Consider the following 13,128-nt stretch of genomic DNA (forward strand, 5'->3'; position numbering starts at 1 on the left):
TTACTTGTGAGAAAATCTTGCTTACTGGCTAAGTTGGTAGCAAGAAACGGGATACGCAGAATTATGTTATTACGATGAATAACAAATACATTACTACTACAATGGGCTCTTGAACTGATAAAGGATATAGGAAAAGTTCTGCCAAATAGCGGATGAGTTGGATCTGTAACTGTAATCTCTTTTTGGTTGTTGAATGGGGTATTAAGGTGGTTGATCGTGCGATATTATTATTGACGTCGCTTTTCTTATTAATGCCTTTCTTGTTACTTCTCTTATGTAAAAGGGTACCTTATCCACTGTACCAGTGAACACTTCTTCCCCCTTTAAACGGCACTTTTGATCAAAATATATTATTTTCATCTTTTCCTCCTCTGAATAACCAATACTCACCCTTAAATATTTTACGATGATTTCCAAGTTATCCATTACAGGTCCTTTCTTTAACTCTTCTCTTGGTACCCTCTTTGAAGCTTCCTTTAGGCATAAAATTACTGCTACTGTAGAGTCAGTTATCCCTTCTATAGTTTTCAAATCATCTATTTCCTGGCCTAAAACTCCTCCTATTCCAAAACTATCTATTAGCTTTCTAGCAATAATGCGAGCTTCTTCCCTATCATGTACTGCACTTAGAAACGTTTCTATTACTTCACGATCAAGTAGAGCTTTACCGTTGCTTTCTAATGCTCTGAACTCTATTTCTTCTCTACGATCTCTACTACTTTTCTTATTATTCATAAAAATTACCCTTCACTAATAACAAAATGTTTTTATATATTTACTGCTGTTTTTTGTCAGCATTGGCATAAGGCCATAGCTTTTGAGTGAAGTCAAATCAATTTTTCAATCTTTTTTACTTATTTTTTTATCAAAAAGTAAAGATATTAATATATGCTGATTTTTTTTATTTAAATTTGTTGAATTTCGTCTAAAGAGATGCCTACTGTTTTTAAAATAATATTGATAGAAATTCCTTCCTTAACTAAATTCTTTGCAATTCTCATCTTTTCTACTTTCTTCACTTTCTCTTTGTAAACTTGTATGCTTTCAAACAGAGATTTTATTAATACATGACGTAGTTCTTGGCTTTTAATCTTTTTATATTCTTCTATTAACCTTGATAGCTCTGCTTCACTATTCTCATTTTCTCTTGTTTCTGGAAGCAGATCTGTAATATTAATTAATAGTACCTTTGCTATTTCATCTAACATTTCAAGTGAAACAGCAGCTCTCCCTTGTTCATACTCATATATTCCTTGATTTGTTATGCCAACTTTATTCGCTAAATCTTTTTGTGTATATCCTCGTATCAATCTCCACTCTTTTATCCTTTGCCCTACTTTGTATGGAATAGAAATTTTTTTCTCATCATTATCATATTCATCAATAGATAAACCGGTCGTTTGAGAGATAACATGAGCAGAAACTCCTTCCTTAACTAAACCCTTTGCCACCTCTACTTTTACTGCCTTTCCACTTTCTTCCTCACTAATACGGATGAATTTAGTTAATAAATAAAACGTTTCACGTAATTCTTGATCCTTAATCTCTTTATGTCTTCTTACTAGATTTAGTACCTCCTCTCCCTCATACCCTTTCTCATTTGATACTTCTTGTCCGCAAGCTAGATCTCTAGCAGTTGTTGATAATGCTTCTGCTAATTCATATAACTTCTTAATTGAAATTCTGCGTGTTCCTTTTTCATATTGCAGTATTACCTGATATGTTGTTCCGATTTTTTTTGCTAATTCTTTTTGAGTATATTTTCTTTTTAACCTCCAGCTTTTCACTTTTTCTGCTATCTGATACCTTATAGAGATATTTGCCATAAATATTATACAGGTTAATACTACCAAATAAAGATATACAAAAGGGATGCTTCTTTCTATGTTTGAATTTTAGTTGAATATTTCTTCACAATTGTGTATAATTATTAGTGCTTTCTAGGTTAATTCGTCATGGCTTTTTCTAAATTTCTTGATCCAAAAAACGACCTTAGTTTTAAAAAAATATTTGGCTCTGAAAAGAATAAAAATATCTTAATTCACTTCCTCAACGATATCTTAGGCTTTTCTACTTCTGATCAAATAATAGAAATTGAATTCCTTAGTACTATCATGGATCCTGAAATTGCCTCTGACAAACAAAGTATTGTTGATGTTCTTTGCAAAGACTCCATTGGTAATAGATTTGTCATCGAAATGCAGCTCGCTCGTGATAAAGGCTTTGAAAAACGTGCTCAACTTTATGCTGCTAAGGCTTACTCAAGACAACTAGATAAATCTGGTAATTACATTGATCTTCAGAAAGTCTTCTTTATTGCTATTTCCAATTGTAACCTTCTTCCTGAAGAAGTTGACTATATTTCTACTCATAATATACGCGATATCAAAACCAATGGGCATTACTTGAAAGATCTACAATTTGTCTTTATTGAGTTGCCTAAATTTACAAAAAATAGAGTAGAGCAGTTAGAGAATACTACAGAGAGATGGTGTTTCTTTTTTAGTGCGACCCTGAAAGTCGTGGTTTTGTGGTGGTTAAATTCCACTTTCCCTAGACATCGGGGATAATGTATATCTCACATTTTAAAGGGTGGCAACCTTTGGGATGCAAGCATGAGATAAAAGCAGGTAACACTAAACCTCATCCTGCAAACAGAGTTAGATATGATTACGAGAGGAACCTATGTTTGAATTGTCGTCAAAGCATAGTATGCGAAAAGAGGTTGAACTACGCATAGACCAAAATGGTACGAAGCAAAAGGGGAACTAAAGATTGAAGACTTTAGTTATTGATGTTCCCAGCTTCCGGCAAATAGTAGGAATCTAAGTTTAACGTGAAACGAAGCCATGGAACGGAGTAACCACATAAAAGCTCTTATATTCATAAAAATATAAGTAGGTAGCCAACCACAAGCTGCTATGTGGAAGGACTGTTTAAGAAGCTAATGCCCAAAGTAATATCTGGGATACGCAGACGTAAACACTTTAATTTGGAAGGTAAAGTGGTGAATAGTAGTGAATATGTTATGGACCAGCAAAAAGCTAGGTATGAATGGAATGGAATTCCTTGGCGAAAGCTGAAGAAATCTTCATTTAAGCTACAAAAACGAATTTACCAAGCTTCTAAATGTAATGATATCAGAAAGATGCATAATCTTCAGAGATTATTACTCAAATCAACAAGTGCAAAAACACTCGCTGTTAGGAAAGTAACACAGGACAATAGGGGGAAGAAGACTGCAGGTATTGATGGAAAGGCTAATCTTAATCAAAAAGAAAGATTACAACTATCATATTCTTTAGATATAAAAGAAAAAGCAAAGCCATCAAGACGCGTCTGGATCCCAAAACCTGGTAAGCCATCGGAGCATCGCCCGCTTGGTATACCTACTATATCGTGTCGAGCAAAACAAACACTTGTAAAAATGGCTTTAGAACCAGAATGGGAGGCAAAACTTGAGCCAAACACTTATGGTTTTAGACCTGGTAGATCATGTCATGATGCAATTGAAGCCATATTTGATGTGCTAAAACAGAAAACAGCATATGTATTAGATGCTGATATTTCTGGATGTTTTGACAATATTAACCATAATAAACTGCTTGAAAAGCTCAATACCACACCAACGTTAAAGAAAATCATAAGAGGATGGTTAAGGGCAGGCGTTATGGAAGATGGAAAGTTTCAATCCACAAAACGTGGTACAATTCAAGGAGGGACGATCTCACCGTTGCTAGCTTGTGTTGCATTACACGGATTAGAGCAACATATCAAAAAAGCATTAACAAACGAACTCTTTCAATGCATGAAAAGAAAATATGGTAGGATATCGCATAAAAATGCGCAAAAGTCTATTAGTGTAATTTTCTACTGTGATGATTGTGCGCCGTAGAAACACGGAAAGTGTTGAAGCTGTGCAGTAGATGAGGGAGGGCCCCTCGGAGCCGGTTTGCAAGAGCAGGCTTCAAACAGCCATAAGCTGCTTTGGTAAAGAGCTAAGGTAGTGAGCGTTATGGAAAAGGCACAATTATGTGTCATGTATGAAATAGAGAGACGAACGCAAGTGAACCACTGATGAAGTGTCGAAAGCGTAGAGACGACGTCAAAACCAGGGGGTAGTCGTTAACCTGGGATGAATCTACAGGGAGCTTGTTTACTGGGTAGGTGGCGTCCGGCATAAAAGTGGCGTGAATCTATTTTAGGCTATTGCATGGAACTACGGGAACCTGTCGTTTCGATGAAAAGGGAGAAGTCCAAAGAGCTGATCTCTGAGGATGAGAGTACCGATGCGAAAAACAGGGGCGGATTAGCTCGTAGTAGCGAAGAAGTTTCTGTAATGGAAATGGAGTGAAGGGGCTAAGTTATTTAGTTTTAATTATTTATCAACCGAAAGGGAGGAGTTAATGAATGAAACAAAGTCTTTTGATATACCAAAGCAACTTATTTGGAGAGCTTATAAACAAGTATCGAAAAATAAAGGTGCAGCAGGTGTAGATGAGGTCTCGATAACAAAGTTTGAAGAAAATCTAAAGGATAATCTATACAAATTATGGAATCGGATGTCATCCGGAAGTTATTTTCCAGAGCCGGTAAAAGCTGTTGCGATACCAAAAGATACAGGAGGGCAAAGAATTTTATGTGTGCCTTCAGTATTCGACAGGATAGCGCAAACAGCAGCTACAATGTATCTTGAGCCGTTAGTAGAACCGAAATTTCACGAAGATTCATATGGTTATAGACCAAATAAGTCTGCGCTGGATGCGGTATACACAGCACGGAAGAGATGTTGGAAAAATGATTGGACGGTAGATCTTGATATATCTGGATTTTTCGACAATCTGGACCACGATTTAGCACTGCAGGCTATCAAGAAACACACAGACTGCAAATGGGTCATACTGTATGTTGAGAGGTGGATGAAAGCCCCCATTCAGCAAGCAGATGGCAGTAGGGTAACAAGGGATAAAGGAGTTCCGCAAGGAGGTTCAATAAGCCCAATCATTTCAAGCATATTTATGCACCATGCGTTTGATATGTGGATGAAACAAAATTATCCAACAGTACCATTTGAAAGATATGTAGATGATGCGATAGTGCACTGCAGAACTAAAAGACAGGCAGGATTTATGAAAGTAATGATTGAAGAAAGATTGGCTAAGTGTAAATTGAAGTTACATCCTGAAAAGACACAGATTGTGTACAGTAAGGATGATGATAGAAAAGAACAATTTCCTAAACAAAGCTTTGATTTTCTAGGTTATACTTTTAGACCTAGAGTAGCAAAGAATAAGATGAGGAATTATTTCATCTCATTTCTACCTGCAATTAGTAACAAAGCCAAGAAGAAGATCAAGAAAACCATAAAGTCATGGAGAATACATCGGATTACATGGACCACACTAGAGGAAATATCGAAGAAAATAGATCCAATAGTCAGAGGCTGGTTTCAGTACTATGGCAGGTTTTATAAATCAGAGATGTATCCATCTCTCAGAAATATAGAGAGATACCTCATAAGATGGGTCAGGACAAAATATAAGAAACTTCGTGATCACGGAAGACTAGCAAAGCAATTTCTAGGAAAAGTGAGAAAGAGGTCTCCAAGTATTTTCTATCATTGGACACTTGGGTTAGGATCAAAAGGCTAAATAATGGGAGCTGTATAAGCCGAGAGGTTTCCGTGCAGTTCTGCGAGAGACTGGTGGGGAAGTTCCGCCGGTCTACTCTCCTTGTTATCATACATGAGAGTGAAGAGATTATTCTGAAGGCTAAGGAGCTAGTCGAAAGTTGGTTAAAAACTATCGGGTTAGAGCTAAAACCTTCAAAAACAAAGATCTCTCACACTCTCAAGTTTTCCAATGGACAGAAACCAGGCTTCGATTTTCTTGGTTTCACAATACGACAATATCCAGTGAAAAGTAAGAAAGGTTACAAGTTATTGATTAAACCAAGTCGTAGTTCTGTTAAACAGCATACGCTGGTTATTAAACATGAGTTAAGGGAAATGCGAGGCGAATCGCAAGAAGCTGTAATAAATAACCTCAATCCAATTGTTAGAGGATGGTGTCAGTACTACACTTCGGCAGTCTCAAGCAAAATCTTTAACTCAATGGATATGATTATGCACACCCAACTTTGGAGGTGGGCAAAATATAGACACCCAAACAAAGGAGGATGCTGGATTAAGAGAAAATACTTTAAAAGGTATGGTAACGAAAATTGGAGATTTATGACAGGTAACGGAATACGTATTACAAAACATGGAGAATATGCCAGTAGATGGCATATCAAAGTGAGAGGAACCAAATCTCCTTATGATGGAGACTGGCCATACTGGGGAAGTCGTTTGAGCACAATTCCAGGAAAATCGCCACAAGTAATAAAACTATTGAAGATACAACAAGGTAAATGTAATTATTGTCATCTTTGGTTTAGATTTGATGACTTAGCACATGTGCATCATCAGGACCGCAATAGACTCAATAATAACATCAAAAACTTATCCTTGTTACATAAGCATTGTCATGACCAATTACACGGAAGTCTGCGTGACAAGCACTGAATTACAGAGAAGCCGGATAACGGGAAACTGTTAAGTCCGGTTTTGAAGCCGAGGGGGGAAAGGCGACTTTCTCTCCTTAGGTAACAATAACTGTTTACTGGGATTTTAAAGAGGTTACATGGGTTTTTGATAAAGATGCTATTCCCCCCCTATCCAAATCACTAATAACGCTATAACAATCCTCTAAAACGCTTTAAAGAACAGTGTTGCAGTAGAATCGGCTAAAATTAGCAGAGAATGTTTTGATTCCTTTCTTCTCACAGTGAAAACCTCAATCTTTAATCTTCTTGAGAAAATTATCCGAAGAAACAACTTTTACACCTCGCGCTTTCTCAAATGCCTCTCTTGCTACACTAGCATTTTTACCACCATCTTTTGCCGCCTCTAAATTCTCATAATAACCCTGTGCATCTTTGATTTTTACTTCATCAATAGTTGCTTGTTCGCCAAGCATGTTGAAAATTAGCTCAATTGGTGTCATATGGTCCCTTAATGGTTGCTTCTTTAGACCCTTGAGATCTTTATGTTCTTTAGTCCTGATACCAAAAGTTGCCTGAGAGATCACATCTGTCAATATTGCATATTCCTTGCCTTCAAGATGCTTATTATTATGGTCGGATATTTTTCTGTTATCCCATTCTTTTGTGAGTTGATTTCTTACAGATATGGATTGCATTCTCCTCTGTATCCACTCTTTAGAGTATCCTTTTGCAACATAATCAGCATAGGCTCGTTTAAATGCCAGCTCTGGATTTTCATATTCTTGTAATCTTTCATACCCGACTTTTGCAAGCCAACGTTTAAACTGCTCAACCTTTTTGGAAGGAACAGACTGTAAGATACGCAATAACCCCTCAACATTTGTACAATTAGCATTCTGTTTACCACCTTTTGTTTTAATTTCAAGGGGGGTGACAAATTGTCCCCATCCTTCAGAAAGCCCTATATCTCTGCTTTTCATCTTTTTTAGGTAATCAGATGGGTTCTTACTACCTGTGAAAGAAGCTATTACCTCTGTTATTACATACCACCACTCTCCATTGTGTAATACTCTAGTTACATTGTTATTATCAAATGCAGTAGTCTCAATATCTCCTTCTTTTAAAGTTAAAGTGTCAATCATATTGAAAATAAGTTTATTCTAAAAACCAAATATAAACTAAGTTGCTTTTTATTACTAATAAATAGTGGAAATTTTGTCTCCGTTATGTATGATAAAATTGGAGACGTAAATTTTGATCTTTATCTCCATTTTAAGCGGCAATCAAGTTTTACGAGCTTCTGTTTCTTCTTCTATGGCAGTAACTTTTTTCCTTGAGCTACCTCTACAATTTGCTGATTTCATTACTGAGAGTTTTGCAATTAATTGCTCAGGGGTTTTAAACAAAAGCTGTTTTACTGACATACTTTGCTATACCGAAATTATGAAAACTGTTCACTTTTTTGAAAAAATATTTTACAATGAATAAAAAATGTGATAAACTAAAGCGAGGTTTTTTTTATAACAAGTAAAAGTTTAAAGTAAAAAATAATTTAGAAATGCCTCGTAATCGAGTTTTAAGCTACCCTACATGAGTAACTTAGGTCTTGGTGGTATAATTCTACCCTGAAGTCGTAGAATCGTTTTAAAACCGCATTAAAGGTTATTTGTTGTATTTATGAATATTTTAAGACTTTTTCTTGTGGCATTTCCGGGTCCTTTAACTTCTTTTTTTCACTCCCTTGGCATTACTTTAATTCTAGTTGACCTTACTAATTCATTATATATTTTCATATTGTTTATTATTATTTCCTATATTATTAATATATATATGTATAGTATTATTTACATATTATAATAATATATAAGATTTTCGGAAAATGGAAAGCTAGCTACTGTAGCGGATTTTAGGGCGATCTGATTCATTAAGTCTTTTGGAAGTGGAAAAATAACGTCTTATAGATATTGAATGGATAAAAATACAGAATTTCAATAGTTTAGGTGTATTGTATTTTTGTTGCCTTATTTTGAAATTTTGCCGGAAATCACGGAAACTATAAAACCCAGATCGGCTTAAAGTTTACTTCTTAAATGCTTTTTGGTAGCTCTCTATGACCCCTTTTAAAACGCAATTATGGACCATCTTTATCGAATCACTTTATATTTTTATTATAGGTTGTAGTAAGAGGGAAACGAACAGAGATATTGTATACAACTTTCTTCTATGTATCAATTGACTGGCTCTGCGTCTAAAAATTTGTCACTTAAAGCAGAAGGTGCTATATATGCAGTACATGGCTAAGGAAGTATATGAACAACAAATCACTAGATTATAATGAAATTTTGTTCTACGAAACAGACGACGGAAAGGTATGTATTGAAGTTAGATTTGAAAATGAAAATCTATGGCTTACTCAGAAACATATGGCAGAGTTATTTGACTGTTCAATTGATAATATTTCATTGCACTTAAAGAACATTTATCTATGTAAAGAACTAGACAAAAATTCAACTACCGAGGAATCCTCGATAGTTCAAAAAGAGGGAGAAAGAGAGGTAAAACGTGATGTAATTTTCTACAATTTAGAGGCTGTGATATCAGTTGGTTATCGTGTTAATTCAGAGCGTGGTGCTGCTTTTCGTACATGGGCAACTGATAAACTAAAGAAGTATATTTTCAAAGGTTTTGTGATTGATAGCAATAGATTTAAAAATGGCTCTAAATTTGACACTCGATTTTTTGATGAGTTACTTGAAGAAATTAGAGAAATTCGTGCAAGTGAGCGTGTGGCTTATCAGAAAATCACAGACATTTATGCAACTTCAGTAGACTATGCAAGCTGTTCAACCGAAACGAAAAATTTCTTTGCTGTAGTGCAGAATAAATTGCATTTTGCTATTACTGGAAATACAGCAGCAGAAATTATTGCAAACAGAGTGGATGGAAGTAAACCTAATATGGGCTTAACAAATTGGCGTAAGGCACCTAAGGGAAAAATCTTTCTTTCTGACACGCAAGTAGCAAAAAACTATTTAGATAAAAATGAAATTGCTCAGCTAAACAGGATAGTAAATATGTATATAGATTATGCAGAGTTTCAAGCTGCCAGAGGTAAAATAATGTATATGAAGGATTGGAAAGAGAAACTTGATGCATTTTTAAAATTTAATGAGCAAGATATATTGCAGAGTTATGGCAAAGTCTCTCATGAAGTAGCAATTACCTTAGCTACAAAAGAATATGAGATATTTAGAAAAACACAGGACAAGTCATACAAGTCAGATTTTGATAAATTGATAGAAGAAAAGAAAAGTCTTGATCAAAAAAGTGTAAAAGCTTAGGGCTAAATCTCATAAAAGTAAAGAAATCAGGAAGAGGTAAAAATTATAGAATCGCTTTATATTGTTTCTTCTGAGCATTTATCTTTCGTTTCTTTTGCCAGATAGCTTGAAAGAGGTGTATATGAGCTGAAAAATATCAAGTGAGTTTTCTAAATAAGACCCATACAAATTTTTTCTTTACAATGAATAAAAATGACGTTAAACTTATGCATAAGTTTATTTGCACCAATGGAATCATTAAGAATGCCTCATAATCGAGTTTTAAGCTACCTTACATGAGTAACTTAGGTCTTGGTGGTATAATTGACCCTGAAGTTGTAGAATCGTTTTAAAACCGCGCTAATTGTATCTTTCATTAAATGTAAATATCTTAATAATATTTTGTGGCAGCCTTTCTGGACTTCTTTCTTTTTGCTGTTTAAGTTATTGTACTTTATTTGCATTTTACTATTATTTTATATTATCTATTATTATTTATTACTATTATATATATATAATATATAAGGGTTTTAGGAACGTAGAATCCGCTATACTGGCTGACTTCAGACACATAATAACTAGGAACACTTTTAGGAATAGAGGGCAAAAGGTTAGGATTCAAGCGATCTTTAGCTTCCTAGTTTCTCATTACTTATTTAGTAACCAAGGAATCAGGAATATAATTCAACCATTTGATGTCTTACCCCTTCTTAATTGAAATCATAGCTTATAATAGGGTTGTGATTTTTGGCTCCGAAGTTAGTATTTTTGATTGAGTAGATGACAGATTGAATAGAGAAAATAGGGCAACTCTAAAATATTTAAAGAGCCACCCATAAAGAAAGACTTATAAGTTTTGTCTACAGCTAAGATCTTCAGCCCCAGGAGTGAATTGCCCTACACCACGAGCAAATGGTCCTGTTATAACGTCAAGCCATTTATCTTCTTTTGCACCTGTAGACATTCCTTTAACTAACTGCTTTGCTTGTAAAAGTTCCTGAACTATACGCTCTAGTCGATCCCTTCCCATGCTGTGAAAAACTTCAGGTAGTCTATGCCGTTGCTTATATACTCCTGTGCTTCCTGTGTGAGTAAATGGGTGTCCTGCAACAGCAGATCGTGTAATTGCATCAGTAAGACATATTTTAAGGTCTTTTTCACTAGCATTTTTAACTGTTAGTTGTATTGTTATATCTTCTAGTAGCCCTGTTTCCTGATTTCTTAGGTAAGTTCTTACAGTGCGATCAGCTAAACCATTGGCTTTCACAACTGCCCCATGAAACAAAGCATTCTGTCTTGGTGTTTCTCCTACTGCCTTAAAGATTTCTAGCCTAGCTGTATTTTCTATTGGCCAAAAAGCGTATGAGCATCTAACACCATTAACAAGAGCAGAGGTACCTCTAATTGCATCGCGTGCTTGTTCAGCAGTTAATATCGGTTTTTCTCCTTTTGGCTTTCTCATGTGATGAGCAGTAATTATCGAAGCTCCAGTACTACATGCTAAATCAGATAATACGCACATTAGATAATCCCCTACAGCTGGATCAGCATTTATATCTGCATGGATAAATGAAGCAAGTGGATCAAATACTATCAATTTCAGATCTTTAATTTCCTCGAGCTGTTTCATTACGGATTCGAATTCAGGAGAAACTTCGACGATTTTACCACGAACATTTCTGAGTATTGTAAGTGATCCTCTGACGTTTGGCAGTGGTACAATAAATAATTTATCTTTATGTTTCAACCTTTCACACTTAGGGTCGAGTCGTTCTAAGCGGCGGTGTATCTCACTTGCATCATCTTCTGCTGAAAAAATCACTACTGATCCATGTTCAGTAACAAGTGAACCAAAGCCACACATCTGATCCTTATCACTTGCAACCTTAAGCGCTAGGTCAAGAAGAAGCATACCTTTGCCTGTATCTCCCATTGCTGCTATTATTGAAGTAACACCTAAAGGAAATAGACCTTCAACAAGAAACTTTTGCTCTGGTACCGGACCTACAAAGCGCTCTGCACTCCAATCTAAAATGTTAAGTGGCTGTTTTGTGGATCTTTCTAAACTTTTCATATTTGAAGTATTTGGAATGTCAGTAGATGGGGTATCAATAGTAAGTAAAGGAGTTGAAGCTAAAAATTCTTCAATGCTTATACCATCCTTTACACAATCAGCGGCATCCCATTTCTCAGGCTTATCTTGAGGAATTTCAAGCACAGCAAGTGATGCAACTCCAAGATCTAACAGCTTTTTTGCAGCATTTTCAGCATATCGTTTGCCTGCTTCATCATTATCTGGCCAAATAATAATATTTTTACCTTTAAGGGGTGACCAGTCTGTTTTATCAACATCTGCGTTTGCTCCAGACATTGTTGTTGTAGCTGCAATCCCTTGTTCTATCAAGCTTTCTGCACATTTTTCTCCTTCAACCAGAATAACTTTATCAGATTTTAAGATTTCTGGAATGTTGTAGAGTGGCCTTATTTCTGGTGCAGCAAACTTAGATCGTTTTACATCAAAAGGCTTGTATACTTTTTTCTTTCCAGGAGGATCAGAACGATAAACTTTTACAATGATCTGGCCATTTTCATCATAATAATTCCAACTGTGGGTAATAAATTTCTCGAAAGCCTTTGCGCATTTTTTGCCATATCCAAGCCATTCACTTATAGAAGCCATCACTTCACAAAAGTCTCTCTTTGTATCTTTTCCCTGTGCACTTGCCCAAATATCAAGAACATCACCTTTCTGCCCAGTTGCAAAATCCTGCCAGAGTCCGGCTTTTCCACCAGTTAATGCTACTCTGAGGCTTTGTCCTTTGTTACCATGCACATCACCTATTCGGAATTCATCTCCATGAAAAGTTCCCCTTGGGAATAAATAAGAAAGGCATGATCTTATGTTTAATAATAAGTGTCTTTTAATTTCTTCTACATCAAATTGCTCTAATGGTTCTAAATGTGAGACAGTATTGTTAAAATCATAATATTCATCATTTAAAGTATTTTTTTGTTTGACATCAGTTAAAAAATCTTGTACCATAAATTGAAACTCCTTTTAAGATTAAGCGTTTGAAAGGTTTTTGAGTAAGGCTGTTTTGATTGGGGTCTTACTCTCTTCTTATGAAGTAAAAACTCCAATAGGAGGTTCTCTTGGCAAGGCTATATTAAGAAATAAAGGAAGTCAGTTTAGGTTTATAGTGAAAAGTGAAATTTAAGGTTTTAGTATCTTCTTTCTTTTAAGAAAAAATGCTCTACTATA

At 35.4% G+C, this 13,128-nt stretch carries 10 protein-coding genes and 1 pseudogene; 6 read left to right on the forward strand and 5 right to left on the reverse strand.

From position 1 onward, the window contains the following. Positions 1–201: 201 nt before the first annotated feature. Entirely contained in the window at positions 202–735 is a 534-nt protein-coding gene (locus ABWU58_RS03230; RefSeq protein ID WP_353283606.1) for a JAB domain-containing protein, read from the reverse strand. A 170-nt stretch (positions 736–905) separates the two neighbouring features. Next, the gene (locus ABWU58_RS03235; RefSeq protein WP_353283607.1) at positions 906–1,826 is read right to left on the reverse strand and encodes a helix-turn-helix domain-containing protein; all 921 of its coding nucleotides are present in this window, start codon (positions 1,824–1,826) and stop codon (positions 906–908) included. Positions 1,827–1,955: 129 nt separating this feature from the next. Between ABWU58_RS03235 and ABWU58_RS03240 the strand changes: the two are divergent. The 5 genes and pseudogenes from ABWU58_RS03240 to ABWU58_RS03260 form a co-directional block, all read left to right on the forward strand. Continuing rightward, positions 1,956–2,504 (forward strand): annotated as a pseudogene (locus ABWU58_RS03240) (Rpn family recombination-promoting nuclease/putative transposase); the annotation flags it as partial. Positions 2,505–2,947: 443 nt separating this feature from the next. Beyond that, positions 2,948–3,895, forward strand: coding sequence for a reverse transcriptase N-terminal domain-containing protein (locus tag ABWU58_RS03245; RefSeq protein ID WP_353283608.1), 948 nt, complete (start codon positions 2,948–2,950; stop codon positions 3,893–3,895). A gap of 318 nt (positions 3,896–4,213) precedes the next feature. Continuing rightward, entirely contained in the window at positions 4,214–4,354 is a 141-nt protein-coding gene (locus ABWU58_RS03250; protein WP_019078704.1) for a hypothetical protein, read from the forward strand. A 52-nt stretch (positions 4,355–4,406) separates the two neighbouring features. Next, positions 4,407–5,651, forward strand: coding sequence for a group II intron reverse transcriptase/maturase (gene ltrA, locus ABWU58_RS03255; protein ID WP_353276809.1), 1,245 nt, complete (start codon positions 4,407–4,409; stop codon positions 5,649–5,651). Positions 5,652–5,704: 53 nt separating this feature from the next. After that, positions 5,705–6,565 (forward strand): group II intron reverse transcriptase, encoded by an 861-nt coding sequence (locus ABWU58_RS03260; protein ID WP_353283070.1) that lies wholly within the window; start codon positions 5,705–5,707, stop codon positions 6,563–6,565. A gap of 271 nt (positions 6,566–6,836) precedes the next feature. Here ABWU58_RS03260 and ABWU58_RS03265 read toward each other — a convergent pair whose 3' ends face one another. Both ABWU58_RS03265 and ABWU58_RS03270 read right to left on the reverse strand, forming a co-directional pair. Then, a complete protein-coding gene (locus ABWU58_RS03265; protein ID WP_353283596.1) occupies positions 6,837–7,688 on the reverse strand; it encodes a Bro-N domain-containing protein in 852 nt (283 codons plus the stop codon). A 141-nt stretch (positions 7,689–7,829) separates the two neighbouring features. Beyond that, on the reverse strand, positions 7,830–7,970 hold the full coding sequence (locus ABWU58_RS03270) for a hypothetical protein (RefSeq protein ID WP_353283597.1): 141 nt from the start codon (positions 7,968–7,970) through the stop codon (positions 7,830–7,832). A gap of 885 nt (positions 7,971–8,855) precedes the next feature. Here ABWU58_RS03270 and ABWU58_RS03275 point away from each other — a divergent pair. After that, positions 8,856–9,887, forward strand: a complete 1,032-nt coding sequence (locus ABWU58_RS03275) for a virulence RhuM family protein (RefSeq protein WP_353283598.1) — start codon at positions 8,856–8,858, stop codon at positions 9,885–9,887. A gap of 826 nt (positions 9,888–10,713) precedes the next feature. Here the strand turns inward: ABWU58_RS03275 and ABWU58_RS03280 are convergent. Next, the gene (locus ABWU58_RS03280; protein ID WP_353283599.1) at positions 10,714–12,909 is read right to left on the reverse strand and encodes an AAA family ATPase; all 2,196 of its coding nucleotides are present in this window, start codon (positions 12,907–12,909) and stop codon (positions 10,714–10,716) included. Positions 12,910–13,128: the final 219 nt, after the last annotated feature.

It is taken from the genome of Wolbachia endosymbiont (group A) of Pogonocherus hispidulus (genome assembly GCF_964028195.1).
Lineage (GTDB): Bacteria > Pseudomonadota > Alphaproteobacteria > Rickettsiales > Anaplasmataceae > Wolbachia.

Bases quoted from the DNA above. Each gene is read 5' to 3' on its own strand.
- ABWU58_RS03235 (WP_353283607.1), bottom strand. From the start codon at position 1,826: ATGGCAAATATCTCTATAAGGTATCAGATAGCAGAAAAAGTGAAAAGC.
- ABWU58_RS03265 (WP_353283596.1), bottom strand. From the start codon at position 7,688: ATGATTGACACTTTAACTTTAAAAGAAGGAGATATTGAGACTACTGCA.
- ABWU58_RS03230 (WP_353283606.1), bottom strand. From the start codon at position 735: ATGAATAATAAGAAAAGTAGTAGAGATCGTAGAGAAGAAATAGAGTTC.
- ABWU58_RS03280 (WP_353283599.1), bottom strand. From the start codon at position 12,909: ATGGTACAAGATTTTTTAACTGATGTCAAACAAAAAAATACTTTAAAT.
- ABWU58_RS03250 (WP_019078704.1), top strand. From the start codon at position 4,214: ATGGAACTACGGGAACCTGTCGTTTCGATGAAAAGGGAGAAGTCCAAA.
- ABWU58_RS03275 (WP_353283598.1), top strand. From the start codon at position 8,856: ATGAACAACAAATCACTAGATTATAATGAAATTTTGTTCTACGAAACA.
- ABWU58_RS03245 (WP_353283608.1), top strand. From the start codon at position 2,948: ATGCCCAAAGTAATATCTGGGATACGCAGACGTAAACACTTTAATTTG.
- ABWU58_RS03270 (WP_353283597.1), bottom strand. From the start codon at position 7,970: ATGTCAGTAAAACAGCTTTTGTTTAAAACCCCTGAGCAATTAATTGCA.
- ltrA (WP_353276809.1), top strand. From the start codon at position 4,407: ATGAATGAAACAAAGTCTTTTGATATACCAAAGCAACTTATTTGGAGA.